The sequence below is a fragment of the Streptomyces sp. NBC_01450 genome, from assembly GCF_036227505.1.
Taxonomy (GTDB): Bacteria; Actinomycetota; Actinomycetes; order Streptomycetales; family Streptomycetaceae; genus Streptomyces.
The window spans coordinates 1,940,547-1,966,524 of sequence record NZ_CP109480.1 but is presented as its reverse complement, the minus strand read 5'-3'; the positions used below and the strand labels follow the sequence as shown (position 1 = coordinate 1,966,524).

24 protein-coding genes and 1 pseudogene are annotated in these 25,978 nt (G+C 70.7%); 9 read left to right on the top strand and 16 right to left on the bottom strand.

Annotated elements, in window-relative coordinates; translation table 11 throughout:
* Nucleotides 1–12: 12 nt before the first annotated feature.
* Genes OG568_RS09070 through acsA form a run of 5 tightly spaced genes read right to left on the bottom strand, consistent with a single transcriptional unit; the run spans nt 13 to nt 5,788 of the window.
* Entirely contained in the window at nt 13–288 is a 276-nt protein-coding gene (locus tag OG568_RS09070) for an acyl carrier protein (RefSeq protein WP_181652385.1), read from the bottom strand.
* A 5-nt stretch (nt 289–293) separates the two neighbouring features.
* On the bottom strand, nt 294–1,871 hold the full coding sequence (locus OG568_RS09065; protein ID WP_329531043.1) for a 2-oxo acid dehydrogenase subunit E2: 1,578 nt from the start codon (nt 1,869–1,871) through the stop codon (nt 294–296).
* Between the two features lies 1 nt (nt 1,872).
* A complete protein-coding gene (locus tag OG568_RS09060) occupies nt 1,873–2,946 on the bottom strand; it encodes an alpha-ketoacid dehydrogenase subunit beta (protein WP_329531042.1) in 1,074 nt (357 codons plus the stop codon).
* Entirely contained in the window at nt 2,943–3,968 is a 1,026-nt protein-coding gene (gene pdhA / locus OG568_RS09055) for a pyruvate dehydrogenase (acetyl-transferring) E1 component subunit alpha (protein ID WP_329531041.1), read from the bottom strand. The genes OG568_RS09060 and pdhA overlap by 4 nt, the downstream gene beginning before the upstream one ends.
* A complete protein-coding gene (gene acsA / locus OG568_RS09050; RefSeq protein ID WP_329531040.1) occupies nt 3,965–5,788 on the bottom strand; it encodes an acetate--CoA ligase in 1,824 nt (607 codons plus the stop codon). Before acsA ends, pdhA begins: the two co-directional genes overlap by 4 nt.
* Before the next feature lie 288 nt (nt 5,789–6,076).
* On the opposite strand from acsA, the gene OG568_RS09045 reads away from it, so the two are divergent.
* From OG568_RS09045 to OG568_RS09015, 7 genes are all read left to right on the top strand, one after another.
* Complete coding sequence (locus OG568_RS09045) at nt 6,077–7,252, top strand: 4Fe-4S dicluster domain-containing protein (protein ID WP_329531039.1); 1,176 nt, start codon at nt 6,077–6,079, stop codon at nt 7,250–7,252.
* Complete coding sequence (locus OG568_RS09040; protein ID WP_329531038.1) at nt 7,249–7,707, top strand: Crp/Fnr family transcriptional regulator; 459 nt, start codon at nt 7,249–7,251, stop codon at nt 7,705–7,707. Before OG568_RS09045 ends, OG568_RS09040 begins: the two co-directional genes overlap by 4 nt.
* A complete protein-coding gene (locus OG568_RS09035; protein WP_329531037.1) occupies nt 7,704–8,522 on the top strand; it encodes an FAD/NAD(P)-binding protein in 819 nt (272 codons plus the stop codon). Before OG568_RS09040 ends, OG568_RS09035 begins: the two co-directional genes overlap by 4 nt.
* Before the next feature lies 1 nt (nt 8,523).
* Nucleotides 8,524–9,474: an oxidoreductase gene (locus tag OG568_RS09030; protein ID WP_329531036.1), complete on the top strand. Its 951-nt coding sequence runs from the start codon at nt 8,524–8,526 to the stop codon at nt 9,472–9,474.
* Nucleotides 9,471–10,817: a Ni/Fe hydrogenase subunit alpha gene (locus OG568_RS09025; protein WP_329531035.1), complete on the top strand. Its 1,347-nt coding sequence runs from the start codon at nt 9,471–9,473 to the stop codon at nt 10,815–10,817. Before OG568_RS09030 ends, OG568_RS09025 begins: the two co-directional genes overlap by 4 nt.
* The gene (locus tag OG568_RS09020) at nt 10,814–11,320 is read left to right on the top strand and encodes a hydrogenase maturation protease (protein ID WP_329531034.1); all 507 of its coding nucleotides are present in this window, start codon (nt 10,814–10,816) and stop codon (nt 11,318–11,320) included. Before OG568_RS09025 ends, OG568_RS09020 begins: the two co-directional genes overlap by 4 nt.
* Before the next feature lie 141 nt (nt 11,321–11,461).
* Nucleotides 11,462–12,325: a universal stress protein gene (locus OG568_RS09015; RefSeq protein WP_329531033.1), complete on the top strand. Its 864-nt coding sequence runs from the start codon at nt 11,462–11,464 to the stop codon at nt 12,323–12,325.
* 577 nt (nt 12,326–12,902) lie between these two features.
* On the opposite strand, the gene OG568_RS09010 is transcribed toward OG568_RS09015, so the two are convergent.
* From OG568_RS09010 to OG568_RS09000, 3 genes and pseudogenes are all read right to left on the bottom strand, one after another.
* Nucleotides 12,903–13,283: a hypothetical protein gene (locus tag OG568_RS09010; RefSeq protein ID WP_329531032.1), complete on the bottom strand. Its 381-nt coding sequence runs from the start codon at nt 13,281–13,283 to the stop codon at nt 12,903–12,905.
* Nucleotides 13,284–14,110: 827 nt separating this feature from the next.
* A complete protein-coding gene (locus OG568_RS09005; RefSeq protein WP_329531031.1) occupies nt 14,111–14,851 on the bottom strand; it encodes a hypothetical protein in 741 nt (246 codons plus the stop codon).
* 48 nt (nt 14,852–14,899) lie between these two features.
* Nucleotides 14,900–15,301: pseudogene (locus OG568_RS09000) on the bottom strand (ATP-binding cassette domain-containing protein); the annotation flags it as partial.
* An 859-nt stretch (nt 15,302–16,160) separates the two neighbouring features.
* Here OG568_RS09000 and OG568_RS08995 point away from each other — a divergent pair.
* Nucleotides 16,161–16,604: a universal stress protein gene (locus tag OG568_RS08995; RefSeq protein ID WP_329531030.1), complete on the top strand. Its 444-nt coding sequence runs from the start codon at nt 16,161–16,163 to the stop codon at nt 16,602–16,604.
* A gap of 32 nt (nt 16,605–16,636) precedes the next feature.
* Here OG568_RS08995 and OG568_RS08990 read toward each other — a convergent pair whose 3' ends face one another.
* From OG568_RS08990 to OG568_RS08955, 8 genes are all read right to left on the bottom strand, one after another.
* On the bottom strand, nt 16,637–17,293 hold the full coding sequence (locus OG568_RS08990) for a potassium channel family protein (protein ID WP_329531029.1): 657 nt from the start codon (nt 17,291–17,293) through the stop codon (nt 16,637–16,639).
* Nucleotides 17,290–17,949: a potassium channel family protein gene (locus OG568_RS08985; protein WP_329536308.1), complete on the bottom strand. Its 660-nt coding sequence runs from the start codon at nt 17,947–17,949 to the stop codon at nt 17,290–17,292. Before OG568_RS08985 ends, OG568_RS08990 begins: the two co-directional genes overlap by 4 nt.
* On the bottom strand, nt 17,949–20,735 hold the full coding sequence (locus tag OG568_RS08980) for a cation-translocating P-type ATPase (protein ID WP_329531028.1): 2,787 nt from the start codon (nt 20,733–20,735) through the stop codon (nt 17,949–17,951). Before OG568_RS08980 ends, OG568_RS08985 begins: the two co-directional genes overlap by 1 nt.
* Nucleotides 20,736–20,814: 79 nt before the next feature.
* Nucleotides 20,815–21,273, bottom strand: coding sequence for a CBS domain-containing protein (locus OG568_RS08975; RefSeq protein ID WP_329531027.1), 459 nt, complete (start codon nt 21,271–21,273; stop codon nt 20,815–20,817).
* A 138-nt stretch (nt 21,274–21,411) separates the two neighbouring features.
* On the bottom strand, nt 21,412–22,401 hold the full coding sequence (locus OG568_RS08970; RefSeq protein WP_329531026.1) for an Acg family FMN-binding oxidoreductase: 990 nt from the start codon (nt 22,399–22,401) through the stop codon (nt 21,412–21,414).
* A gap of 207 nt (nt 22,402–22,608) precedes the next feature.
* Nucleotides 22,609–23,490: a universal stress protein gene (locus tag OG568_RS08965; protein ID WP_329531025.1), complete on the bottom strand. Its 882-nt coding sequence runs from the start codon at nt 23,488–23,490 to the stop codon at nt 22,609–22,611.
* Nucleotides 23,474–23,785 (bottom strand): DUF1918 domain-containing protein, encoded by a 312-nt coding sequence (locus tag OG568_RS08960; protein WP_329531024.1) that lies wholly within the window; start codon nt 23,783–23,785, stop codon nt 23,474–23,476. The genes OG568_RS08965 and OG568_RS08960 overlap by 17 nt, the downstream gene beginning before the upstream one ends.
* Before the next feature lie 162 nt (nt 23,786–23,947).
* Entirely contained in the window at nt 23,948–25,342 is a 1,395-nt protein-coding gene (locus OG568_RS08955) for a nicotinate phosphoribosyltransferase (protein WP_329531023.1), read from the bottom strand.
* Between the two features lie 173 nt (nt 25,343–25,515).
* Here OG568_RS08955 and OG568_RS08950 point away from each other — a divergent pair, with 173 nt between their 5' ends.
* A complete protein-coding gene (locus OG568_RS08950) occupies nt 25,516–25,938 on the top strand; it encodes an Hsp20/alpha crystallin family protein (RefSeq protein WP_181652403.1) in 423 nt (140 codons plus the stop codon).
* Nucleotides 25,939–25,978 lie beyond the last annotated feature (40 nt).

Genomic DNA, 25,978 nt, shown 5'->3' with positions numbered 1-25,978 from the left:
CGGTGCCGGGGCTCACGAGGCCGGGCTGGTCCCGTTCTTCGACCTGCCGACCAGGAACCGTGTCGTGTCGGACAGCGTGGTCAGTTCGGGGTAGTCCTCCTCATCGATACGGATTCCCGTACGCTCGGACAACAGTTCCACCAGGCTGAGGAAGTCGAGTGAATCGAGTTCGAGCACGTCACGGAACTTGTCGTCCGGTCCGACCAGTGTGAAGTCCGCGTCGGGGATGATCCGGGTGATCGACTCCTTGATCACCGACATGGCCTCCGCGTCGTCCAGGGGCTTCATCTGACTCACAACTCCTCCGGTTTCTGCAGCAGTCGGTCGACCGCCGTCAGGTAGCGCGCCCCTACGGCACCGTCCGTGGCCCGGTGGTCGGCCGCCAGGGTCGCGGTCACCACCGGACGCACACCGAGCATGCCGCCCGTGGCCCAGGGCCGCTCGACGACCGCGCCGAAGCCGACCAGGGCCACCTGGGGCGGATGGATGACACCGAACACGGTCTCCACGCCCTGGTCGCCCAGATTGGTGACGGTCAGGGTGGCACCGGACATCTCGCTGCCGCGCAGCCGTCCCCGGCGGGCGCGCTCGACCAGGCCCTTGAGGCTGGCCATGAGGGCGTCGGGTGGCAGTGTGTCGGCGCCGTGGATGACCGGCGCGAGCAGTCCGCCCTGCCGGAGCGACACCGCGACACCCAGGTTGACCGCGGAGCCGGGCACGAACTCGTCGTTCTGCCAGTAGCCGTTGAGGCTCGGCACCTCACGTGCCGCTGCGGCAGCGGCCTTCAAAAGGAGGGCCGCGGGAACGAGGCGGTCGGTGGGCGGACGGCCGCGGTTGATCCGGCGCAGCCATTCCTCGGCCGCCGTGAAGTCGATCGTGGTGGACAGGTAGTAGTGCGGGATCTCCCGCTTGGAGCGGCTCATGAGGTCGGCGATGGCACGGCGCATGGCGTCCGTACGGTGTTCCGTGCGGCTGTCGGTCGGCACAGCTGCGTGCCTGTGCTCCTCGCCGTCCTGCCGGCGCGCGGTCGGCCGCTCCGGTTCGTGCCGTCCGGTGCGTGCACGCACGGCCGCGTGCACGTCTGCCGCGCGCACGGCTCCGCCGTCCCCGGTGCCCCCGACGGCCGTCAGGTCGATGCCGAGGTCCCGGGCGAGCCGCCGGGCGTACGGGGTGGCCCGCACTCTTGGCACAGGGGTGGGCGCAGCGCGCTCCACGTCGGCACGCGTGATTCGTCCCCCGCGTCCGGTGCCGTGCACGGCGGTCAGATCGACGCCCCGCCGTAGTGCGAGGTGCCGTACCAACGGTCCCGCCCCGATGGCCGATGTGGCCTCGGCATACAGCTTCGGCGGCAGTTGTGCGGTGGTGCCCGATGTACGCACGGTCTGCCTGGCGGGCTTGTTCCGGGGTCCCGTGCCTATACGCTTTTGGTCGGGCTTCGGCTCGCGGAGCACCTTACGCCGAGGCTTCGGGCGTTCGCGCTGCGCGGTCGGTTCCCGCTCGGCCTTCGCGCGCGAGGGACCCCGGGCCCTCTCCCGCGGCACAGCCTCGGCGTCCGGCTCGGCTGTCACCGGGGAATCTGCCTGCGCGCCGGCCCTCACCGACTCCTCAGCTACGCCCGCCCGCACGCTGGGCGCGCCCCTGCCCTCGATCATCGCGAGTGGTGTCCCGACCGGCACCCGAGTCCCCGGCTGGACCAGCAGCCGTCCCACGGTGCCGGACTCGAAGCACTCGACCTCGATGGCCGCCTTGTCGGTTTCCACGACGGCGATGACGTCGCCCTTGTGCACCCGGTCCCCCGGACCCACGAGCCACTCCTGCAGCAGGCCCTCGTCCATGTCCGCGCCCAGCGAGGGCATGGTGAACTCGGCCATCTCAGCTCGACCCCCCGGCGACCGCACCCGATTCGTCCGCACTGACCGGCACGGGCTCGCCGACCACGCGGCGTGCGGCCGCGACGATTCCGGCGGGCTGCGGCAGCGCGGCCTCCTCCAGTCGGCGCGCGTAGGGAATGGGGACTTCGGCACTGCACACCCGTTCGACGGGGGCGTCGAGGTCGTAGAAGTGCTGTTCGGTGAGGCGCGCGGAGATCTCCGCGGCGAGACTGCCGGTGCGCCAGCCCTCGTCGACGACGACGGCGCGGTGCGTGCGCGCGACCGAGTCGCCGATGGTGGCGTCGTCCAGGGGGCGCAGGGTGCGCAGGTCCACGACCTCCGCGCTGATGCCAACCCTCGCCAGGTCGTCGGCGGCGGCCAGCGCTTTGGGCAGCGAGCCGCCGTAGGTGATCACCGAGACGTCGTTGCCGGGTCGGCGAATGGCGGCGTGGTCGATGTCGACCGGGCCCGTCTCGATGGGCAGCTTGCCGGAGGCGTTGTACAGGCTGCCGTGCTCGAAGATCAGCACGGGGTCGGGGTCGGCCAGTGCCGGGGCGAGCATGTGGCGAGCGTCCGTGATCGTCGCCGGGGCGAGCACGCGCAGGCCCGGGATGTGCGCGTACCAGCCCTCCAAGCTGTGCGAGTGCTGGGCGGCCAGCTGCCGTCCGGCGCCCGTGGTCATCCGGATCACGATCGGGACCGGCAGCTGGCCACCCGACATGTGCAGCAGGGTCGCCGCGTTGTTGAGGATCTGGTCCAGGGCCAGCAGGCTGAAGTTGACCGTCATGATCTCGACGATCGGCCGCATGCCCGCCAGGGCCGCGCCGATGCCGGCGCCGACGAAGGCCGACTCCGACAACGGGGCGTCGCGGATCCGTTCCGGGCCGAACTCCTCCAGCAGACCGAGGCTGACACCGAAGCAGCCGCCGTACCGGCCCACGTCCTCACCCATCAGGAACACCCGCTCGTCGGTGCGCAGCGCCTCCCGCAGGGCTTCGCGCATCGCCTCCCGATAGGTCGTCTTCTGGTCGGAGGCCGTGGGGGGTCCGGTGGTACGAGTGTGGGTCGCTGTCATGGCCGGCTCGCCTCCACCGGGCTGGTGACGTACTTGAGCAGATCTTCGACGGGCTCCTCGGGAGCCTGGTCGGCAGCTTCGACGGCGTCGTCGAGCTCGGCTGACAGACGGTCCTCCAGGGCGGTGCGGGCCTTGTCCGTCAGCTCCTTCGCTTCCCGCATCCGCCGGGCGAGCCCTTCGACCGGGTCGCGTTCCCTCCAGTGTTCGATCTCGGCCTTGTCGCGGTAACGGTCGGGGTCGTACATGGAGTGGGCGCGGAAGCGGTAGGTGCGCATCTCCAGGAAGTGCGGACCGGACCCGGCGCGCACTCCTTCGGCGGCCCGCCGGGCAGCGTCCTCGACTGCAAGGACGTCCATGCCGTCGACGGCCCAGGAGACCATGCCGTACGCGGCGGCGCGCAGCGCGAGGTCGGTCTGGGCCTGGTGGCGGGCCAGGGCCGTGCCCATCGCGTACAGGTTGTTCTCGCAGACCAGCAGCAGGGGCAGTTCCCAGAGCGCCGCGAGGTTGGCCGTCTCGTGGAACTCGCCCTCGGCGAAGGCGCCATCGCCGAAGAAGCAACAGGTGAGCCGGTTACGGCCGGTCATACGGTCGGCGAGGGCGAGGCCGGCCGCGAGGGGCAGCCCGCCGCCGACGATCGCGTTGCCGCCGTAGAAGCGGCGGCCGACGTCGAAGAGGTGCATGGAGCCGCCACGGCCATGGCTGCAGCCGGTGGCCTTGCCGAACATCTCCGCCATGATCGCCTCGGCCGGAACCCCGCGGGCGAGCGCATGCCCGTGTTCGCGATACGTCGACACGACCGCGTCGTCGTCCGTGAGGGCCTCGTTGACACCGACCGCCACGGCTTCCTCACCGATGTAGAGGTGCATGAAACCGCGGATGCGCGCCGCGCTGTACAGCTCCACGCAGCGTTCCTCGAACCGGCGGACGCGCAGCATGGACTCCAGCAGGGCCAAGCGGTGCGCCGACTGACGGTTCGACCGGGCCGCGGGCCGGGGTTTGCGTGGGCTGCGGGTGGTGCTCATGAGGGCGCCTCCGTCATCTCCTGCGGGGAGGCGTCCTTCTCCAAAGTGGAGATGTCGCCCTCGGGCAGGCCCAGTTCACGCGCTCGCAGCAAGCGGCGCATGACCTTTCCACTGCGGGTGTGGGGCAGGTGCTGGTCGAAGGCGATCTCTCGTGGTGCCACGGCCGGGCCGAGTCGGCGCCTGGCGAATGCCAGCAGCTCCTGCCGGGTTCGAGCGGTCGCGTCGAAGCCCGGCCGCAATGTGACGAACGCCTTGACGATGTTCCCGGCGACGGGATCGGGCCGGCCGATCACCCCGGCCTCGGCGACCGCCGGGTGCTCCATCAGCGCGCTCTCGACCTCGAACGGCCCGACGAGGTGACCTGCCGACTTGATGACGTCGTCGGCGCGCCCGACGAACCAGAACCAGCCGTCCGCGTCGCGTCGTACCAGGTCACCGGTGAGGTACCAGCCGTCCGCGAAGGCCGCCGCAGTGCGTTGATCGTCGTGCAGATAGCCGCGGAACATGGACGGCCAGCCGGGCCGGAGTGCCAGCTCGCCCTCCACGCCGGGCTCCTCCAGCACGGTGACGCGACCTTCGGTCCTCTCCGCCCGGCCGTCCTCGCCGCGCCGCAGCACCGCCGCCTCCACCCCGGGCAGCGGACGCCCCATCGACCCAGGGCGGATATCGCAGGCGGCGAAGTTCGCGATCATGATGGCGCCGGTCTCGGTCTGCCACCAGTTGTCGTGCACCGGCAGCCCGAGGACGTCCTTTCCCCAGACCACGGCCTCCGGATTGAGCGGCTCACCGACCGATGCGATGAAGCGCAATGCGCTGAGGTCGAACGAGCGGGGCAGATCGTACGGTCCCGACCGCGGCGTCGTCCGCATCAGCATCCGCAGCGCCGTCGGCGCCGTGTACCAGACACTGACCCGCTGGTCAGCGAGGATCCGGTACCAGCGGCGGGCGTCGTAGTCGCCCGCGTCCACCACGACCGTGACACCGTGTATGAGCGGCGCGACGATCCCGTAGGACATACCGGTGACCCAGCCCGGATCGGCCGTGCACCAGAACACATCGTTCTCGTGGAGGTCCAGGGCGTACAGCGCGGTCACGTAGTGGGCGACGGCCGCCTCGTGCACGTGCACGGCGCCTTTGGGGGTGCCCGTTGTACCGCTTGTGAAGTGCAGCAGAGCCATGTCGTGGGGCGAGGTCGGCGGAATCGTGAAGGTGTCGGCCGCCTCGGTCATCAGCGCGGTGAGGGAAACGGTGCCGGGCAGCTCATCCGCGCCCTGGCCGACGATCAGCACGTGGCGCAGGGCGGCAAGTCTCTCGCGTTGCCCAGCGACCTTCCTGCGGTACAGATCCGCCGTGGTGACCAGTACCTGCGCGTCGCTCAGCGTCACTCGCTGGGCGACCGGATCCGGCCCGAAGGCGGAGAACAGCGGGCACAGGACGCTGGTGTTCTTGAGCGTGCCGAGGACCACGGTGTACAGCTCGGGGCAACGGCCCAACAGCGTCACCACCCGGTCGCCGTGACCGATGCCGAGGGTCCGGAGCACGTTGGCGAACCGTGCCGTGGAACGGGCCAGCTCCCCGTACGTCACACAGCTCACGGAATCGTCCCGCCCGACACAGCGCAGCGCGACCGCCGCAACGCGGTCCGACGCCGCATGCCGGTCCACGGCCTCGTGCGCGATGTTCAGACCCCGTCCGCCGGGCAGCCCCTGCAGGCGGGCGCGCGCCTCCGACCAGGTGAAGCTCGCGCATACCTGCTCGTAGTCGCCCAGATTTGGCTCGATGCGAGACGGAGTGTCCTTCCGGATCGTTTCCCACCGCATTGCGGCCCCCTTTCTGCGGGCCCTCTTCGACCATCTGTCCGCGCCGTCCGGTACGCACTGGGCCGAACGGCCCTGGTGCATGGCCGTCGAGCCCTATGACGACCGCTCCGACCGCGGATGCAGGAGAGTGAGCGGGCGGCCCGACGGAGACCGAAGACGAACGGCCCCCTACCCATGGCCCGCATGGCCCTACCCGAGTGGTGGCGGACCGGAAATCCTGCGTTCGTGGACTGTGTGAGGCACCCGCGATGTCCCACTTGCCAGACGCGGTGCTGAAGGAGAACGGCCATGACTACGGACCCCGACGTGAACGCCTGCCCCCCTCCTGCGTCCGGCGGGTCGACTATGGGGAAGGAGGGCATGGTCGCGCTGGTGGAGGTGTTGACCGGGCGCGGTTTCACCGTGATCGGGCCCACCGTACGGGACGGTGCGATCGTGCTGGCCGAGCTGGAGTCGGCCGACGAGCTGCCGTACGGGTGGGGTGTGGAACTCGAAGCCGGGCGGTACCGGCTTCGGGAGCGGGCCGACGGTGCCGCCTTCGCGAACGCGGCGGGCCCCCAGTCGTGGAAGCAGTTCCTGCATCCGGCGAAGGTGCGACAGTGGCGTGCCGACCGGGTGGGCGAGGAGATCGTGTTCACGGCCGAGGAGCCCGCGGCACCGCGGTACGCCTTCCTCGGGGTGCGTCCCTGTGACGCACGGGCCATCGCCATCCAGGACCGGGTACTCACCGGTGGGACCCACCGCGACCCTGTCTACGAGGGGCGGCGCGCAGGAGCGCTGCTCATCGCGGTCGAGTGCACGGAGCCCGGCGGCACCTGCTTCTGTGTCTCGATGGGCACGGGACCTGCGGCCCCTCCCGGCTGTGACCTGGTGATCACCGAGGTGGTCGATGACGACGGCCACCGCTTCTGGATCCGCGGCGGCAGCCGGGAAGGCGACGAGATCCTGGCCGAACTGCCCGTCCGCCCGGCCGACCCCGCCACCCGTGAGAGGGCCCGTGAGGGCGTCGCCGCCGCCGCGGACCGAATGGGACGGACCATGCCCGAGGCAGACCTGCGGGAGCTGATGGCCGGCACGCTCGACGCCCCCCGCTGGGACGACGTTGCCGGGCGCTGCCTGACGTGCGGCAACTGCACCATGGTCTGTCCCACCTGCTTCTGCACCACCACCGAGGACGTCACCGACCTCACCGGTGACCACGCGGAGCGGTGGCGGCTGTGGGACTCCTGCTTCGACCTGGACTTCTCCCAATTGCACGGAGGCCCCGTCCGTACGTCCACGCGCAGTCGCTACCGGCAGTGGATGACCCACAAACTCGGCACCTGGTACGACCAGTTCGGCTCCTCCGGCTGTGTGGGCTGTGGCCGATGCATCGTGTGGTGCCCGGTGGGCATCGACATCACCGAGGAGGCCGCCGCCCTGCACGACTGGACGCGGTCCGAAGCATCGGAGCAGGCACCGTGACCGAGCTGCCGCCGCCCCTGGACTTCCTCCCACTCGCACAGCGCGAGCGGCTGCTGGCTGTCGGGCTCGACGTGGCGTTTCCGGCCGGTGCGCGCCTGTTCGACGAGGGTGGGGAAGCCGACCGCTTCTGGCTGCTGCGCGGCGGCAGGGTCGCCCTCGACATCTGCGTTCCCGGCAGGCAACCGGAGGCCTTGGTGGAAACGCTCGGTGCGGGTCAGCTGCTGGGCTGGTCGTGGATCTGCCCGCCGTACCGCTGGCACTTGGGTGCACGGGCGGTGATCGAGGTGGAAGCCACGGAGTTCCCCGCCACCGACGTCCTCGCCCTCTGTGCCGCCGACCCAGAACTCGGCTACGCCCTGATGCGCCGCTTCACCGAGGTGGTCGCAGAGCGCCTGCAGGCCACCCGCATCAGGCTGCTGGACCTGTACGCACCCCACGGAAGCGGCCCGCCATGAGCACCGTGACGCCGCCGCTGCCGTACCGGGTCGCCGAAACCCGGGCGGAGACCGCCGACACCCGTTCGGTGGAACTGGTTCCTGCCGACAGGGAACTCCCGCCCTTCTCACCGGGCCAGTTCGCGATGATCTACGCGTTCGGGGTCGGTGAGGTGCCGATCTCGGTCAGCGCCCTGCGCGGCTCGCACGGGGGCCTCGTGCACACCGTACGCGCGGTGGGCGCGGTCTCGACCGCCCTCTACGACCTGCGCCCGGGGGACACCGTCGGACTGCGCGGGCCGTTCGGCACCCGCTGGGACCTGGACGCGGCAGCCGGCCAGGACGTGCTGGTGATCGCCGGCGGCATCGGGCTGGCGCCACTGCGACCGGTGGTGCACGCGGTCCTGGACCGGCCGGCCGCCTACGGTCGGCTGGGGATCCTGGTGGGTACCCGTACCCCTGGCGATCTGATCTACCCGGAGGACATCGAAAGCTGGCGCGGCAGGGCCGAGTTGGCGGTGACCGTCGACCGCCCCGGCCCGGGCTGGCAAGGCTCGGTGGGGGTCGTCACCACCCTCCTCGACGCGTTCGCACTCCGACCGGACCGGACCCACGCGCTGGTGTGCGGGCCCGAGGTGATGCTGCGCCACACCGCGCGAGCCCTGATGGGCCGAGGCCTCGCCGCGCACCGTGTTCAGGTGTCGCTGGAACGCAACATGCGCTGCGCCACCGGCCACTGCGGCCACTGCCAGCTCGGCCCGCTCCTGCTGTGCCGGGACGGACCTGTGGTCGGCTACGACCGCGTGGAACGCCTGCTGTCCGTACGGGAGCTGTGAGATGGAAACCGACCGAGGACTGTCGGGCGCCCCAGGACGGTCCACCGCCCGAGCGGCGGACACCGATCCGGGACACGCCGCCCGCCTGCGAGCGAACCCGGACCCCCGGCCCACGCTCGCCGTATGGAAGTTCGCCTCCTGCGACGGCTGCCAGCTGACCCTGCTCGACTGCGAGGACGAACTGCTCGGCCTCACCGAGCAGGTACGCATCGAGCACTTCCTGGAGATGTCCGCCGCCGAGGGCCCCGGCGGAGGGCGCGCGGAGCTGGCCGGACGGGGCCCGTACGACCTCTCCCTGGTCGAGGGCTCGATCACCACGGCTGAGGACGCCGAGCGAATCCAACACATCCGGCGCATCTCCCGGCGCCTGGTGACCATCGGAGCCTGCGCCACCGCGGGCGGCATCCAGGCACTGCGCAACTTCGGGGACGTCGACGCATTCCGCGCGGCGGTCTATGCCCGCCCGGACTACATCGCCACCCTGGAGACCTCGACCCCGATCTCGGCACACGTACCGGTCGACTTCGAACTCCGGGGCTGCCCCATCGACCGCCGCCAGCTCCTCGAAGTCATCACCGCCCACCTGGCCGGACGCAAACCCCAGATCCCCAACCACAGCGTCTGCTTCGAGTGCAAGAGGCGCGGCACCACCTGCGTCACGGTGGCCCACGGCACCCCCTGCCTGGGTCCGGTCACCCACGCCGGGTGCGGTGCCATCTGCCCCGCCTACGGACGCGGGTGCTACGGCTGCTTCGGACCGGCCGAGCGGCCCAACCTGCGCTCCATGGTCGCGCAGCTGCGCCGCGACGGAATGAGCGAGGCGGACATCCTGCGTGTCTTCCGCACCTTTAACGCCGCGTCGCCGGAATATGCCCACGTAGCCGATCTCGCCGCCGAGGAGCACGACATCCCTCGGGCAGGAACAGAAACCGACCCGGAAAGGCCCGCATGAGCCATCGCGGAACCCGCGTCCTGCGGCTGGACGCACTGGCCCGGGTGGAAGGCGAAGCCGCCCTGCACCTGCGCGTACAGGAGGAGACGGTCACCGAGGCGCGGTTGCGCATCTACGAACCACCCCGGTTCTTCGAGGCCTTTCTGATCGGCCGGGGCCACACCGAGCCGCCGGACATCACCGCTCGCATCTGCGGAATCTGCCCGGTCGCCTACCAGATGAGCGCCTGCCAGGCGATCGAGAACGCCTGCGGTGTCACCGTGGACGGGCCTCTCGCGGAGCTGCGCCGCCTGCTGTACTGCGGTGAATGGATCGAGAGCCACTCCCTGCACATCTACCTGCTGCACGCCCCCGACTTCCTCGGCCGGGCCGATGCCGTCGAACTCGCCCGCGACCAGCGGGCGGCCGTCGAGCGCGGCCTGCGGATCAAACAGACCGGCAACGCGATCCTCGAACAGCTTGGTGGACGCCCCATCCACCCGGTCAACGTCCGCGTCGGCGGGTTCTACCGGACACCGGCGCCCGAGGAACTCCGTCCGTTGGCCGAACGGCTGCGGCGGGCCCGCGACGACGCGCTGGAGACCGTCCGCTGGGTGGCGGAATTCGACTTCCCCGACGCGGCCGGCGAGCATGACCTGCTCGCACTGCGCGACCCGGGCCGCTACGCCATCGACTCCGGCACACCGACGGCCATCGCCGCCCACGGCCGACCCCCTTTGCTGCGTGATTTTCCCGTGTCCGACTTCGAACAGCACGTTCAGGAAGAGCAGGTGCCGCACAGCACCGCTCTGACCGCCGCGCTCGACGGCCGCCGCTACCTGACCGGCCCACTGGCCCGCTACGCGATCAACGGCCGGTGGCTCCACCCGGTTGCGGCCGAGGCCGCCAGGGAGGCAGGGCTGGGCGATCCCGTGGCCGGGGACATCTGTGACAACCCCTTCCGAAGCATCGTCGTACGCGCCGTGGAGGTGGTGCAGGCCGTCGAGGAAGCCCTGAGGATCATCGAGGGCTACGAACAACCCTCGCGGTCGGCTCTCGACGTCCTCCCGCGGAAGGCGGTGGGCGCCGGAGCGACCGAGGCACCCCGCGGACTGCTGTACCACCGCTACGCCCTCGCAGAGGACGGCACCCTCACCGCGGCCCGCATCATCCCGCCCACAGCACAGAACCAGACGGCCATCGAGGAGGACGTACGCCAGGCCGTCCAGGCACGCCTGGACCGGCCCGGAGCCGCGGCCGACGACGAGGAGCTCACCCGCTTGTGCGAGCGGGCCATCCGCAATCACGACCCCTGCATCTCCTGCGCCACCCACTTCCTCGATCTGACCGTGGAACGCGCATGACCGGCCGGGTCGTGGTGATCGGCGTGGGCAACCCCCTCCGCGGTGACGACGGGGCGGGGCCGGCGGTGGTGGAGGCCTTGCCAGGCAGGGTCCCCGAGGACATCGTGCTGGCGGTCAGCGACGGCGAACCCGGCCGGATGCTCGAACTGTGGCGCGGAGCGGACACCGCGATCGTGGTGGAAGCCCTCCGCCTGCGTCCGGCCAGGCCGGGCGAGCTGCACACCCTGACAGCGACGGAGGCGGCCGCCCGTGGGACGGGCACGGCGAGCACACACGCCCTGGGGCTGGGAGAGTGCCTCGCCCTGGCGGAAGCCCTCGACCTGCTCCCGCGGAAGGTCGTCGTGCACGCCGTGGAGGTGGCCGATGTCGAACTCGGCACGGGACTGAGCGACCCGGTGCGGTCGGCCCTCCCCGAATTGATCGAGCGCACCTCCGCCTCCGTACGTCAGGCCCGCGAAGGGAACCACCAGCGGCAGACGTCTGGCGGCGAGCCTCTACCGTGAGCGGCCGCGGCGGGGATGGACGAGCCATGGACCTATGGCCCCCGGAAGGGGCCGAAGGGCCCCTCGTGCCCCGGCGAGAGAGGGTGCAACGGTTGAAGTCGGTCCCATGCGCTGCAAGCCCCAAGAAAGGCGGTGGGGACGATGACACTCCCTCTGGTTGTAGGCATCGACGGATCGGACTCGAGTCTGCTTGCCCTCGACTGGGCCGTGGACGAGGCAGTCCGCCACGGTGTTCCCCTCAGGCTCGTCTACGCCTCCCTCTGGGAGCGATACGAGGGTGCCCTGCCGTCCATCGGCCTGACGCGCCCCTCCGAGCAGGTGCTGGCGGAGCACATCGTGGCTTCCGGGGCGGAGCGCGCCGAGCGGCGCAACCCTGACGTGAAGGTCACCACCGACATCCTCGCGGAGGAGGCCGCAGCCGCCCTCGTGCGCGAGGGTGATGGCGCGTCCGCGCTGGTGACAGGGTCGCGCGGTCGCGGTCAGCTCAAAGGAATGCTTCTCGGGTCGGTCGGTCTGGCCGTGGCGGGCAGGGCCCGTTGTCCGGTGATAGTGGTCCGAGGCGATCGAGCGGGCGTGGCCGGAACGCATGAGCGGATACTCCTTGGCCTGGGGGACGCCGACACCACCGCCGGGACCGTGCGGTTCGCCTTCCGCGAGGCCGAGGTGCGCGGTTGCATCCTGGACGTGGTCCGGGCCTGGCGCAGTCCCGCCCACCCGAGTCGTCCTCCCGAGGAAGCGGCGAACACTCCCGAGGAGGAGGCCTCCGCGCTGCTCGACGCCGTGCTCGCAGAAGCGATCGCCGAGCATCCCCGGGTACGGACGCACCGTACGACGATCGAGGGGCCGGCCGGCAAGATCCTCGTGGACCGATCGGCAGCCGCTGACCTCGTGGTCATCGGGGCCCGGCCCAGGACAGGCCACTTCGGGCTCCAGCTCGGACGCGTCAGTCACACACTTCTGCACCACGCCCAGTGCCCGGTCGCGGTCGTGCCGCAGAGGTCGTGACGGTGGTGAGGCTCCCTGCGGGGAGGCGAGCGGGGACACCGAGTTCCACAGAGACCTCTTCCAACTCGACTTATGGATGGGGTTTGTTCCTGTCCGTTGTCCACGGCTCGTTGGTGTCAAGGGGCCCTACGTTGTTGATGGGTCGGCCGAGGCCAGTCGGGCGGGGCCGGGCGGAGCATGGGGCTCTGTTCGATGCCCATGCCGAGGTCGAGGTCGAGGAAGGCTATGAGGATGCCTCCGAGGCGCCCGAAGAGGGGGCCGACCGGGACGCCGCTGAGGGCGTAGGTCAGGACGATGAGGATGCTGGCGGCGATGTGGCGGGGTCAGTTAGGGGTATCGCGTATTCAACTGGAGCCAGTTCCCCGAGGAGCCCAGCCCGCTGGTGACCGTGCGTGGCCCCCGGGGGCGCATCGACTCCAGGTTCCGCATCAGGGCCGTCACCCAGAAGGCGGACCGCGCAACCCCCGGTTTGTCCTGGCGCAGGTATGCCGAGTGACTTGGGAAAACAGCTCGATCGGGGCCATGGGTGAGCTGCATCCGGGTGATCGGAGCGGATCAGTGCGCGTCGCGATACACGTCAGTACGACGCTTTGATCTGTATATGTCGGATCCCCCTAACGCGGTCACCGAGGCCGCGGCCGGCTGAGGAGAGAACCATGCGCCCTCGTCGCATAGCCGCCGCTGCCCTTACCGCCGCCACGATCTCCCTGACCGTTCTCGCCGCGCCGGCGAACGCGAGGCCTGGCCCGACGGGCGCATCCAGCATGTCACCGAGCTGCACCATGCAGCGGTCCTCCGCCACCACGATGTCGATGACTTGCACCATGACGATGCCGCCCGGCATGGCGATGCCGTCCCACATGACGATGACTTGCACCATGACGATGCCGCCCGGCATGACGATGACTTGCCCCATGACGATGCCGTCCGGCATGGCGACGACGCAGGTTTCGTCCACCCCTCATCCGATGGTCAGTGGGGCCCTCAGGACCGGCGCAGGTGGCAGCGTCAGGAGCTTGGAGCCCATGCAGATCGCGGCCGGGGCCATGTTGGTGGCCCTCGCGGGCAGCGGTAGTGCGTTCGTGATGATGCGCCGCCGCAGTAGTCGGAAGGTCTGACCACATCGAGGGATCACAGGGAGCGTGGCGGACCGACACCCCGCAGCCTCGCTGGCGGTACGACCTCCGGTGTTCCTTGGCGAGTGAGGGCTTGTGTCACCCTGTGTGGTCGCCGGGGGCGTAGTGGCGCCAGGTCGCACTGGTTTCAGCGGCGCCCCGGTCCTGGAGCGGGACATCCTCGTGATGCAGGGCCTGGCGCAGCAGCGCGAGGCGCTGGTGCTGGGCGATTGGAGCAGGGTTGCTCGCATCGCGGTGCGGGATGACGAGGGGCGGGTGCGTGCTTGGAGCGCAACGCCCGTCGGCAACCGCCGGTGGTCGGTATCGCCGATGGCGGGAAGTTTCTCGGCGAGCCAACGCTGGAAGAGCAGCAGCTGCCGGTCGGCCGGGGGCAGGACGCTGGTCTGCATCAACAGGTCGCGCAGGTAGGCGACCGAGCGCCAGGGGTGAGCCGGCTCAGTCCGTAGTGGGTGAGCGGACTCGCCGCGGGCCGGGCCCCGCCGTCGTGGGTGCGGCAGGTGCTTCCGGCGGGGGACTTCACAGGTGGGGCAGTCGAACTGTTCGACGGCTGCGGCTCGTTCAGCGAGCTCTGGTATGCCGCAGAACTTATGGCGAGGGGCATTGTGCGAAAGCTGTTTTGCGAGAGGTTGCGAGAACGTGTTGATCGAAGTCAGTCGTCGCTCATGTCAACGAAGTCTCCGTGCCAGCTGTGGTACCAGACCTGGCCGGTGGTGGCGTTGACCGACAGCATCCCGGTGATCTTCCCGCCCTTGAGGGTGTGCAGGGTGTAGTAGCCGGGGAACTCCTCGGCCTTGCCCGAGGACTGGCCCGCGCGGTGGTCGCCGAGCCACTGCCGGGCGATCTGCCGGGCTTCGTCGGCGGAGACGAGGGCCTTCGTGCCGGATGCCGGGTGCATGCCGTAGTCGGTATTCCACATCATCGCCGGGCCGTACTCCATCCACACGGCGCCGTTGCCGGGGTCGATGAGGACTTCGGTGGCGCCCCGCCCGTCGGCCGTGGTCAGCTCGGCGTAGAAGTTGCAGGTGAACTGCATGACCTCGCCCACGCGCAGATCGAGCCGGTCAGCGTACGTCTGCGCCCGGGCCTTCGCCGCCGCGAGTGAACTCACGGGCTTCCCGTTGCCGGCCAGGCCGTACGGGCTGTCGCCCATCATTCCCGGGCCAGGACCGCCCATCATGCCCATGCCCCAGTCCGACGGCCCATAGCTGCCGCACCGGCCATCGCCCGGTGGACGGGTGGCAGAGGGGCCGTAGGCGGTGCGGGACGTGCTCATGCTGCCGTCGCTGCCCGCCCCTCCCGTCTGCGTCGCCGCCCACACCCCGGTGCCAGTGCCAGCCAGCGCCACCGCGGCTGCGGCGGCCACTGCGGCGCGCCTGCTGTTCTTAGTCATCGCTCTCACCACCGTCAAGCGTGCGGCACACGGCCGCCGGGGGTTTTCCTACCTCCCACTGTTCCGCCGCCGCCGAGCACTGGACAAGGGCCGACCGGCCCCGGGGAGTGGACATCCGGCCCGCCGCCGTCTTGCGCGTACGGCGGCGCCGAGGACGTAGTCGCCTCGGATGCCGGTGAAGCCCGCGTATGGTTCGTCCAGTAGCAGCACCTCGGGGTCGGCCAGCAGGGCCACGCTCAGGTTGAGCTGCGACAGCGTGCTGGCGGAGAGACGGTCGGCGCGGGTGGTGGCGTAGCGTTCGAAGCCGAGCTGGCCGTAGATGCGGGCGCGGGAGTCGCGTTCGGTCTGCTCGTCCAGGCCGTAAGCGCGGCTGAACAGCTCGAAGTGCTCCTCGCAGGTGAGACGTTCATACACGACCGGCTCTTGTGGGTAGTAGCCGATCCCTCCGCTGCGGGTGACGGTTGCGGTGTCGGCGCATTGGTCCCCTCCATCCGCGGGTCACGGTCCTGCTACGCCCAGCATCGCTTCCGAACTGTTCCGCGCAGTGAGGCCGAACGGCACTCATGAGGACCGTCGGTCCCATACCAGGCCGCTCTGTGGCGCGGGAGGGTGGAACGGTATCTGAAGAGACGCCCCCAGAGCGGAGGACCGTGCCATGCGGACACCGCATCTCCCAGGTCGCCGAACCGCCTTTGGCGCGCACGAAAGGCGGGCCCCGCGTGGACCTCACGGAGCCCGGAACCTTCTGGAGCGGCCGGTGGACCGGCTGGAGCGGATACTTCGCACCCTCCTTACGGTCGTCGCCGTCGTGGCGCTGCCTCTAGCGGCGGTGAGTGCAGAGTACGCGGGCGTACAGCCACTACGCACATGCGCGGCAGGCGCAGGTGGCGCGGCTGCATCCAGTCACCGCACGCCTGCTGTCGGACGCGAAGTCGGACCGTGACCGCCTCGGTGCCCAGTCTGGATTCCACGCACTCGTCCGGTGGAGCGATCAACAGGGCGGCCACACCAGCGTCGCGCTGGTGCGGGCCCAGCTGTATCGAAGCGCCACGGCGACCGTGTGGCTGGAAGCCCGCGTGCCATCTCCGCGTGGTGGGCGGTCGGCAGGTCCCTCGCCGCCTCGACCAGTGGACCCGCGCAGGGGGGGCGAGTGGAACCCGACTGGACAGCGCGCCACGAGGGCTGACCGCAGCGCCGTTCGTCATGCGCCCGGAGCTGCATCTCTCGCGGTGTGGTGATGCCTCGCGCAGCGTGGAGGCGAAGGTACTACCGGTCGGGCGGCGTGAGGGCCGTAGGAGAGGTGGGACAGATGGGCACGGATGTCTCCGGGCCGAAGATCGTGGTCGGTGTCGACGGGTCGACGTCTTCGTACGCGGCCCTGCGATGGGCCGTTCGCTACGCGGGCCTTGTGGGCGGCACCGTGGACGCGGTCGCTGTGTGGGAGCTGCCGGGGCTGTACGGCTGGTCGGCGCCCGCCGTGGACGTGGACGTCGACGAGGACGATGCCCGGCAGCGGATGCGGCAAGAGCTCATCGACGTGCTGGGCGCGGACACAGCCGGGTCGATCAGGACACACGTGGTGCACGGCAATGCCACCGATGTCCTGCTGCGGTCCGCCGAGGGAGCTGAGGTCCTGGTGGTGGGCAGCCGCGGGAGGGGCGGGTTCGCCCGCGCTCTGCTCGGTTCCGTCAGCCAGCATGTGTCGCAGCACGCGAGCTGCCCGGTCGTGATCGTGCGTTCCGAGACGTCGTGACCCGAGCCGGGGTGCGGGACGGCCCGGGCCGGTCACTGGAAGGACGCGTGGATCTCCTGCTCGGTGGCCTCGTGCGAGACGAGCAGGAGTTCGTCCCCCGGCAGGAGCCGCACCTCGGGGCTCGGCACTGTCGGATGCCCGTCGCGGACGACGGTGGCGACGACGGTGCCGGCCGGCAGCGTGATCTCGCCCAGCATGTGCCCCGCGGCGCGGGACTCCTGGGTGATCGCTGTCTCGATGACTTCGACGCCCGCCTTGCTCAGCCGCAGCAGCGCCACCGTGTCCGTGGCACCGGTGGCCTCCTCGATGAGGGAGATCAGCGGGGTGGCCGCAGGCACGGCAACGTCCACGCCCCACTGCAGGTCGAAGAGCCAGGCGTTCTCCGCGTCGTTGACACGCGCGGCCACTCGTCCCACGCCGAACCGGCGCTTGGCAAGCAGGCTGATGACGAGGTTGTCCTCGTCCCGGCCGGTGACGGCGACGACGAGGTCGCAGGTCAGCGCACCCCCGCGCTCCAGGAGTGCGGGCTCGCAGGCGTCCCCGGCCACCAGGTTTACGTACGGCATGCCTTCGAGTTCGGTGAAGCGGTCCTCGTCGCGTTCGACAAGGGTGACGTCGTTGCGTGCGGCGGAGAGCACCTGGGCGATCTGAGTGCCGAGGCGGCCCGCGCCCGCGATCAGGACCTTCACGTTCCCAGCTCCTTGTCGAGGAAGCCGCGCAGACGGCCCAGTGCGGTTGCTGCGACGGCGAAGGTGACCAGGTCGCCGGGTTCGGCGAGGACACCATGGGCGGGCAGCAGCGAGCGTCCGGCGCGGGTGATCTCCACGACACGGATCTCCCCGTCGACATCGAACGCGGTCAGCTGCCGTCCGGTGAGGTAGGCGGGCAGTTGGGAGCGGATCAGGAGTGTCTCGCCGTTGCCGAAGGAGAGTTCCGGGGTGAGGTGGCGGTGCAGCAGCATCTGGTGGATGCGGCTGACGGCCCAGCGGACGCTGGAGATCGTCGGGATGCCCAGGTCCCGGTAGATGTCGGCGCGGCTCGGGTCGTGGATGCGGGCGAGGACGACCGGAACCCGGTACGTCTCCTTGGCCGTCCGGGCGCTCACGATGTTGCTGTTGTCTCCCGACGTGACCGCGACGCACGCGTCCGCGTGGACGATCCCGGCCGCTTCCAGCGCGGGGCGGCTGAAGCCGTTGCCCACGTGGAAGGTGCCGGGGAAGGCCGGCGGCAGACGCCTGCGTGCCTTGGGCTGCCGGTCGACGATACGTACGTCGTGGCCTTCGGTCACAAGCTGCGCCGCGAGGGTGGAACCGACCCGGCCGCAGCCCACGATGATCACTCTCATCATGTTCCTTCTTTCGGGGCCCCGCTCCGGTGCCGCAGTACCCACTTACGGGCTTCCTCGGCGGCCAGCAACAATGCCCCGAACCCGGCGAGAACCGCCCAGTCGGCGGGAGCCAGCGGCGCGGTGTTGAAGATCGCCTGGAGCGGAGGCGCGTAACTGATGGCCGCCATCAGTGCGATGCCGACGCAACCGGCGCCGATCAGCCAGGGGTTGGACAGCAGACCTGCCCGGAAGACGCTCTGCCGGTCGGTGCGCACCGCGAGGGCGTTGAAGAACTGGCTGACGACGATGCCGGCCTGGACCATGGTGATCGCCTCCCGGTAGACGGGATCGTCCCTGGTGAAGTCCGCGTACGGGATGCCGGAGGCGTGGATCTGCCAGAAGAAGACGGCACACACGCCGAGGGCCTGGATACCGCCGAGGAAGAGGATCCGGCCCATGACTGCGGTCGAGAACAGCCGTTCCCGGCGCGGTCGCGGCGGGCTGTCCATGACGTCGGCCTCCATCGGTTCGGCGCCGAGCGCGAGCGCGGGCAGTACGTCGGAGCCCAGGTCGATGGCGAGAATCTGTACGGCCGTGATCGGCACCAGCGGGAACCCGGCGAAGGTGGCCGCCAGGATCGGCACCAGTTCGGCGATGTTGTGGCTGAACAGATAGATCAGGAACTTGCGGATGTTGCGGTAGACCGAACGACCCAGCCCCACCGCGGTGGAGATGGAGGCGAAGGAGTCATCGAGCAGCACCATCACCGCTGCCTCACGGGCGACGTCCGTCCCGGAGGCCCCCATGGCGACACCGATGTCCGCGTGTTTCAGGGCGGGCGCGTCGTTGGCGCCGTCCCCGGTGACGGCGACGACCTCACCGCGCCGCTGCAACGCGGTGACCACCCGCATCTTGTGCTCGGGACTGACCCGGCACAGCAGCAGCTCGGCGGAGCCCGCCAGTAGCGCGTCCACGCCGTCGTCGTTCAGTGCGTCCAGCTGCGCACCCGTCACGACGGACGGGGCCGGTCCCCGTACGATGCCGACGCGGCGGGCGACGGCCTCCGCAGTCAGGGGATGGTCGCCGGTGACCATGACGATGCGGATCCCGGCCCGTCGGCACGCCCCCACCGCGTCCCGCACCTCCGGTCGGGGCGGGTCGTACATCCCGGAGAGGCCCAGCAGAGTCAGCTCCGACTCGACGTCCCCGAGCGCCGGGCGAGGACCCGGTACCCGCCGCCGGGCCACCGCCAGGACGCGCAGGCCCTGCCCGGCCATGTCGTCCGCGGCCGCGACCACCTCGGCGCGGGAGGCTTCCGTGAGCGGCGTCCGCGTGCCCTCCCGGTCGATGGCGTCGCAGCGGGCGAGCAGCTCCAGCGGCGCGCCCTTGACGCACGCGCGATACGTACCGTCCGCATCACGGTGCACGGTGCTCATCAACTTGCGGACGGAGTCGAAGGGATACTCCGCCACCCGTGGCGAGCGGGCCTCCTCCACCGACGGATCCAGGCCGGCCTTCATGGCGGCCACCAGGAGTGCGCCCTCGGTGGTGTCGCCGAGCACCCGCCACCCGTCCCGGCTCGTCGGCGGAACCAGCCGGGCGTTGCTGCACAGAGCCGCCGTCCTCAACAGCTCCCGCACGGATCCGGCCTCGACGACCTCACCGACAGGCGCGTATCCCACCCCCGCCACGGCGTGCGACACGCCGTTCGCCCACACCCGCACAACGGTCATCTCGGCCTGTGTGAGCGTCCCCGTCTTGTCGGTGCACACCACGCTGGTCGAGCCGAGCGCCTCCACCGCCAGCAGCTGCTTGACCAGCGCGTGCCGACGCGCCATGCGGCGCACACCGATCGCCAGCGACACGGAGAGCGTCGCCGGCAGGCCTTCCGGAACGAGTGCGACCATCACCCCGAGGGAGAAGACGAACGTGTCGACGAACGGCTGCTCATTGGGCACCCGCACCGCGAACAGGACGGCTCCGGTCGCCAGCGCGACGCCCGCCACACGGCGGGCCATGGCCGCGACCTGGAGCTGTAGTGGGGTCTTCTGCCGGGGTGCCGCAGCGGTGAGCCGGAAGATCCTCCCGAACTCGGTGGCCGTCCCGGTGGCGGACACGACCGCCTTGCCCGTGCCCGCGACCACGTCGGTGCCCATGAACACGCAGTTGCGTGCCTCCAGCGTCGGCACCGCCGGAATCGGTCCGGCGACCCGCGGGACGGCGTCACTCTCGCCCGTGAGTGCCGCGTTGTTGACGGCGACTTCGTGTGCCTCGACCAGCCGGCAGTCGGCCGACACCGCGTCCCCGGCCTCCAGAAGCACGACATCGCCGGGAACCAGATCCCGAGCGGGCAGTTCCCGCGGTTCACCGTCCCGCAGCACCCGGCAGGTGTGCGGCACCATCGCCTGCAGGGACTCCGCCGTGCGCTCGGCGGAGTACTCCTGCGCGAAACCGATGCCCGCGTTCAGGAGGACCACGCCGAGAATCGCCAGGGCCAGTTGGAGTGTTGCCGGATCTCGGGGCTGCTCCAGGGCGTACGCGAGGAAGGTGATCGCCGAGGAGACGAGCAGCACCACCGCGAACAGGTCGGTGAACTGCGCGATCAGCCGCATCCACACATGCCCGCGGCTCACGCCGGGCAGCTCGTTGGGGCCGTAGCGGGCCTGCCGTGCGGCGGCCTCGGCCGGCGTGAGACCGCGCGGGGAAGCGTCCAGGGCGGTGAAGACGTCCGAGACGGCCAGGGACGGGATGCACGGGCGGGGGGCGCCGGGCTGGTCCCGTGGCGGGCCGGTGGTCGAGGCCATGACATCAGTCGGTGGCCCGCCGTTACACAACTCGGTCGGCCGGGGCGCGTGATGGGAGATCGCTCCCCGCTCGGCCGGTTCAGGGCTCATACCGGGCTCCAGCCGCCGAGGGCCGCCCGGGCGGCTCCTGGAGCATGCTCCAGGCGATGGGTCCGAGGAGGTCGGCCAGCCGACGGAAGACGTCCAGGAACAGGTCGTCGATCGTCAGCACCCCCACCACGCGGCCACCGTCGAGGACCGGAAGGCGGCGCACGCCGGTGCGGCGGAACGTCCGGTAGGCCACCTGGAGGTCGTCGCCCGCGTCGACGGTGACCACCCGGGCCGACATCACCGCGTCCACTCGCGTCTCCCGGTCCAGGCCTCCGCCCACGCCGCGTATGGCGAGGTCGCGGTCGGTGACGATGCCGCGCAGCGCTCCGTCCTCGACGACGAGGACGGAGCCGACGGCGGACTCGGTCATCCGCCGGGTCACCTCGAGCAGGGAGACGTGAGGCGCGACGGATATCGGCGGAGCGGTCATCGCCTCGGACACCTTCATGCGACTACTCCTCGCAGCCGGGTTGTGGCCGTGCGCGGATTCGGATTCGCTGCGACGCGAGTGCCGGGATGGTGTCCCATGGCCGGTTCTCCCTCCGCGCTTCCTTCATGCCATGCGGAGCCACCGACACGCCCTGCCTCAGACGATGTCGAGCAGCTCGGCCGCCGGTCGCCGCGGGCTCGGGTGGCCTTCGGGGCCGTAGCCGAGCCGGAGCACCATCTGCACGTGGGCCATGCCCGAGAGGGGGTCGCGAGCCGTCCACCGGAGTTCCGGCCATTCCAGGGGCTGGGAGGTCACCGACGCGACCAGCCCGTCCGTGGTGGCTTGGAGCAGGACCCGCTCCAGTGCCTGACCTGCGCGCAGCCAGTCCGCGGGCCCGTCGCGGGCCGTGCCCAGCAGAGCGATGTGAGGGTTCTTCTCGAAGGACGCACAGCCACGCCCCGGCATCGGACGGCCGGCGGCGAAGTCGCGCACGGGGGCTGCGGTAGCGCGTTGGCGAGGGCCGAACGCCTCGGCGGGGATGCCATCGGGTGTTCCCACGGTGCCCGACGGTTCCGTCCGTGCCCAGCGCGCCGTCTCAGCGAGGACGCCTGAGTTCAGCGCCTCCCGGCCCTCAGCGTCCTGCACCAGTTCCAAAATCGACTTCACGTGCCAGGCGCCGGGGAACAACAGCTGGGCGCCCTCGGCCTGGGCCGTGTCGCACAGCCGTTCCGCCACGGCGACCGGGATCTCCTCGTCGCGGAAGGGGAGACGGCTGGAGTGACGGCGGGAAATCGCCGGGTGCAGTCGGGTGAGCGCTTTGTCGGGTGGCGCGGAGCCGCGCAGGCCCATCTCGGCGAGCAACTTCGCATCGCCGGGGTCGGGCAGCAGCCGCACGACTGGCGCCAGCCCCGTGGCAGCGGCGGCCACGCGCAGGTTGAAGAGCGCGGCGCCGCAGCCGAGATGCAGGCCTCGCTTGTCCGGGTCGGTGCGCGGCAGGGATCGCTCCAGGTCGGCGTACAGGCGTAGGACGGCGCTGTCGCGCAGGAAGCGGAATCTCCAGGGCTGCGCGTTGTGCAGCGAGGGCGCCGCCGCGGCCTCCGCCACGAGCGCGGAGACGGTGTTCACGTTTAGGGGTTGTGCAGTCACGGTGGCTTCCCTTCGCGGCAGGGTGTGCCGACCTCGGCCAGGGGGACCCGCCCTTGCTCGGACGACAGGCCGAGGACTCCTCCTCGAATCCCGTTTCCAGGATGTGCGCGCGGACCGTCGCGGGGCAGGGGCCGTCTGGACCCTGAGTGGGGCCGAGTGGACTTCCCGCGTTCCCGCGCCTCCTGCCCGCCGCCCGCTCGGGACTTCTCACTCCGGTCTCGACGGAACGGCGATGACAGGGCAGCGGGCATGGTGCAGCACGCCCTGGCTGACCGAGCCCAGCAGCATGCCGGTGAATCCTCCGTGACCCCGGGTTCCCACCACCAGGCCCAGCGCGTGGGCCGAGGCGTCGGTGAGCACCTGCACGGGATGCCCGACGACCAGTTCGTGGCGCAGGTCCACCTCTGGGTAGCGGACCTGGCGGCCGGCCACGGTCTCGGAGAGCAACCGGCGGGCCTCCTGCTGCGGGGCGTACTCGTCGAAGATCCTGAGCGGACCTGGCTCCCAGACGTACAGGGCCCGCACCTCGGCGCCGCGCAGGGACGCCTCCTCGAATGCCACGTCGACGGCGGCGGCCGAGTGTTCGCTGCCGTCGACGCCGACGACGTAGTACGCGGGCTCCTGGGTGATGTGCTCCGGCTCGGGCACGACGACCACGGGGCAGTGCGCGTGGGCCATGACCGGCAGGGCGACCGAGGCGGAGCCGAACACCTCCTGGGTCCGGCTCAGATGTTGGGAGCCCAGTACGACGGCCGTGGCGTCGCGGCTCTGCTCACGCAGCACCCACACGGGGTCGCCCTCCGAGAGCACAGTGTCCACCTCGACCTGCGGGTGCCGTGCCGTGACGAAGTCCGCGGCTTCTTCGAGTACCTGCTTCCCGGCCCTGTGCAGAGCCTCGTTCCATTCTTCCCAGGACGGCGGGATCTCTTGCCCCCGATAGCCCCTGGTCGGCACGCCCTCGACGTGAACCGGACGCAACGGCACCCGACGGCGGGCGGCCTCGTCGGCTGCCCAGGCCAGCGCCATCCGTCGGCTGGGGTCGGGATCGACGCCCACCACGATCGGCCGACGGTCACCGGGCCGGGACATGACCGCCTCCAGCCACCGGTTCGTCGGAGGCCGGCGAGGTGTGTGCGGAGGCGCGTGCCGGGTGCGGCGAGGGCGTCAGATGCCTGATGAAGGCGTCGGGCCCGGGGAAGTACAAGGTCACCCGTCCGTCCTCGGCCCAGCGCACGTCGTACGGCGGGCTGCCGTCGGGATGGCAGAGCCCCACGACCTCGCCGTCCCGGGCCACGACCTCGGCGGTGGTGCCGCGTACGACGATCTCGTCGCCCACGCGGGCGCGCATCGAGGCGCCGGTCGCCTCGGGTCCGGTACTCGGCACGGCCCGTTCCTTCCTTGTTGGTGCGGGAGCGGACATCTCGCTCGCCTCCTCCCTGTGGTGGCGCGGAGCAGCGCCGCCGATCTCATGGAAGACGTGGCGCGGTCAGGGTTCCAGGGGCCGTTGGTCCTTGCCTCGTCCCCGTCGGCCCCACCGTCGGGCCCCTCATGGTGCGTCGGCTGACAACGTCGAGGAGTGGGAGGCAGCCGTGCCGGAGGGAGCGGCGAGGTGGTCCGGGCGGAACCGTGCTTCGATGCTCGCACGTACCGTGGCTGTCAGCTTCTGCAGAGCCCGGGACCAAACCGGTCGGACCGGTTCGGGGTTCTCGATCCGGAGCGTCGGGCCGGGCAGATCGGCGATGTCCCCGCGGAACCGGTCGCGGGCGTCCTGCCAGCGGTCCGGCGGCCCCGTCCGACGGCCGCCGCGCATCACCGTGCGCAGCAGCGGCCGTGCCGAGTCCGGCGGTTCCTCTCCCCGCAGGGCGATGACGTCGGGCTGCCCGGCGCGCCGGAAGACCTGCTTGCCGCCCGGGGCCGTGACCTTCGCTGAGGACAGCTTCATGACCGGGCGGCCGTCGTACTCGACGAGCTTGTACGCGGCGTCCAGATACGGGGCGTCCGCGGCCACACCCACACGCGTGCCCACGGCGTACACGTCGACCGGGGCACCGGCGCGTACCAGCCGGGCGACGCCGTACTCGTCGAGTCCGCCGCTGGCCACGATCCGTACGTCGGCCAGCCCCGCGGCGTCCAGGATGGCGCGTGCCCGGCGCGAGAGTGCGTCGAGGTCTCCGCTGTCCAGCCGGATCGCGCAGCCGGGACCGCGCCCCAGGTCTCTCAGCACCCGCGCCGCGATCCGCACGCCTTCCTCGGTGTCGTAGGTGTCGACGAGGAAGGTGACCGGGCCGGGGTGACTGCGTGCGAAGGCGTGGAACGCTTCCTTCTCGCCGGGGAACGCCTCGATGTACGAATGGGCCATGGTGCCCGAGGCCGGGATGGCCAGCGTGGTCGCGGCGGCGACGTTGCTGGTACCGGCGAAGCCGACCAGGGCGCCCAGCCGGGCCGCTTGGTATCCGGCCTCGGGGCCGTGGGTGCGGCGCAGCGAGAAGTCCACCACGGGCCGCCCGGCGGCGGCCAGGACGCAGCGTGCCGCCTTGGACGCCACCACCGTCTGGTGGCAGACCTGGTTCAGCAGGTACGTCTCGACCAGCTGAGCCTGCGGCAGCGGGGCGGTCACCTCCAGCAACGGCTCTCCGGCGAACACCGTGCGGCCCTCCGGCACGGCGCGCACCTCGCCTTCGAAGGCGAGGCCGAGGAGCGGTTCGAGGTCCCGTACCGGACGGTGCAGCGCGGCCGCGAACTCCTCGACGTCCTCCCGCTCCACGCGGTAGTCGGCCAGAAAGTCCAGGGCGGGCTCCAGTCCTGCGGCGACCAGGAAGCCCCGGCCGGGCGGGAGGTCGCGGACGAAGAGGCTGAAGGTGGCCGGGGCCCACATGTCCTCCCGGAGATAGGACAGGGCCATGGTCACTTCGTAGAGATCGGTGGTCGTGACGTCGGACATGATGATCGCCGCCGAATGTGGTCGTCCCTTCTTCACCAGTCTGACCGCGCACCCGCAGGAGGAAAGGGACTTCTGGGACCCCTGGTATGGGCTGTTCGGCCTTAGCGGTACAAGCCCGTGCGCGCTGGACTGGAAGTGTCGGCAGGCTGGACAACAGCGGAGGAGGCACCGCGATGGCCACACTGACACGCAGGCAGAGGTTCGCGTTCCCGGAGGTGCCGGACTGGTTCGAGAACCTTCCGGCCCGGTTCGCGATGCCCACGATGGGTGACCTGTACACGGTCCGCGTCGAGGACTACATGGAGGGCGGCCGCTACGTGATGCGAGCGGAGCTTCCGGGCATGTCCCACGAGGACATCGACGTTTTCATCAGTGACGGGGTGCTGACCGTCCAGGCCGAACGCACCGAGAAGGACGTCACGAAGACTCACAGCGAGATCCGGTACGGCGCGATGAGCCGCAGCGTGACGCTGCCGCCGGGCGCCGACGAGGACGACGTCACGGCCGACTACACCGACGGCATGCTCACCGTCAGCGTCGGCCTGGGCGCCGAGAAGGCGGAGGCCAAGCACGTCGAGATCCAGCACGGCAGCTGACGGCAGCTGACGGCATTTGGCGGGTCCCGCGTGGGCCCGC

Excerpts from the sequence above, each read along its gene's own strand:
- OG568_RS08980 (WP_329531028.1), bottom strand. The coding sequence starts at position 20,735 with ATGGCCTCGACCACCGGCCCGCCACGGGACCAGCCCGGCGCCCCCCGC.
- OG568_RS09060 (WP_329531042.1), bottom strand. The coding sequence starts at position 2,946 with ATGACAGCGACCCACACTCGTACCACCGGACCCCCCACGGCCTCCGAC.
- OG568_RS08985 (WP_329536308.1), bottom strand. The coding sequence starts at position 17,949 with ATGAGAGTGATCATCGTGGGCTGCGGCCGGGTCGGTTCCACCCTCGCG.
- acsA (WP_329531040.1), bottom strand. The coding sequence starts at position 5,788 with ATGCGGTGGGAAACGATCCGGAAGGACACTCCGTCTCGCATCGAGCCA.
- OG568_RS09070 (WP_181652385.1), bottom strand. The coding sequence starts at position 288 with ATGAAGCCCCTGGACGACGCGGAGGCCATGTCGGTGATCAAGGAGTCG.
- pdhA (WP_329531041.1), bottom strand. The coding sequence starts at position 3,968 with ATGAGCACCACCCGCAGCCCACGCAAACCCCGGCCCGCGGCCCGGTCG.
- OG568_RS08955 (WP_329531023.1), bottom strand. The coding sequence starts at position 25,342 with ATGTCCGACGTCACGACCACCGATCTCTACGAAGTGACCATGGCCCTG.
- OG568_RS08995 (WP_329531030.1), top strand. The coding sequence starts at position 16,161 with ATGGGCACGGATGTCTCCGGGCCGAAGATCGTGGTCGGTGTCGACGGG.
- OG568_RS08975 (WP_329531027.1), bottom strand. The coding sequence starts at position 21,273 with ATGAAGGTGTCCGAGGCGATGACCGCTCCGCCGATATCCGTCGCGCCT.
- OG568_RS09025 (WP_329531035.1), top strand. The coding sequence starts at position 9,471 with ATGAGCCATCGCGGAACCCGCGTCCTGCGGCTGGACGCACTGGCCCGG.
- OG568_RS09035 (WP_329531037.1), top strand. The coding sequence starts at position 7,704 with ATGAGCACCGTGACGCCGCCGCTGCCGTACCGGGTCGCCGAAACCCGG.
- OG568_RS08965 (WP_329531025.1), bottom strand. The coding sequence starts at position 23,490 with ATGTCCCGGCCCGGTGACCGTCGGCCGATCGTGGTGGGCGTCGATCCC.
- OG568_RS09065 (WP_329531043.1), bottom strand. The coding sequence starts at position 1,871 with ATGGCCGAGTTCACCATGCCCTCGCTGGGCGCGGACATGGACGAGGGC.
- OG568_RS09020 (WP_329531034.1), top strand. The coding sequence starts at position 10,814 with ATGACCGGCCGGGTCGTGGTGATCGGCGTGGGCAACCCCCTCCGCGGT.
- OG568_RS09030 (WP_329531036.1), top strand. The coding sequence starts at position 8,524 with ATGGAAACCGACCGAGGACTGTCGGGCGCCCCAGGACGGTCCACCGCC.
- OG568_RS09015 (WP_329531033.1), top strand. The coding sequence starts at position 11,462 with ATGACACTCCCTCTGGTTGTAGGCATCGACGGATCGGACTCGAGTCTG.
- OG568_RS09005 (WP_329531031.1), bottom strand. The coding sequence starts at position 14,851 with ATGACTAAGAACAGCAGGCGCGCCGCAGTGGCCGCCGCAGCCGCGGTG.
- OG568_RS08950 (WP_181652403.1), top strand. The coding sequence starts at position 25,516 with ATGGCCACACTGACACGCAGGCAGAGGTTCGCGTTCCCGGAGGTGCCG.
- OG568_RS09045 (WP_329531039.1), top strand. The coding sequence starts at position 6,077 with ATGACTACGGACCCCGACGTGAACGCCTGCCCCCCTCCTGCGTCCGGC.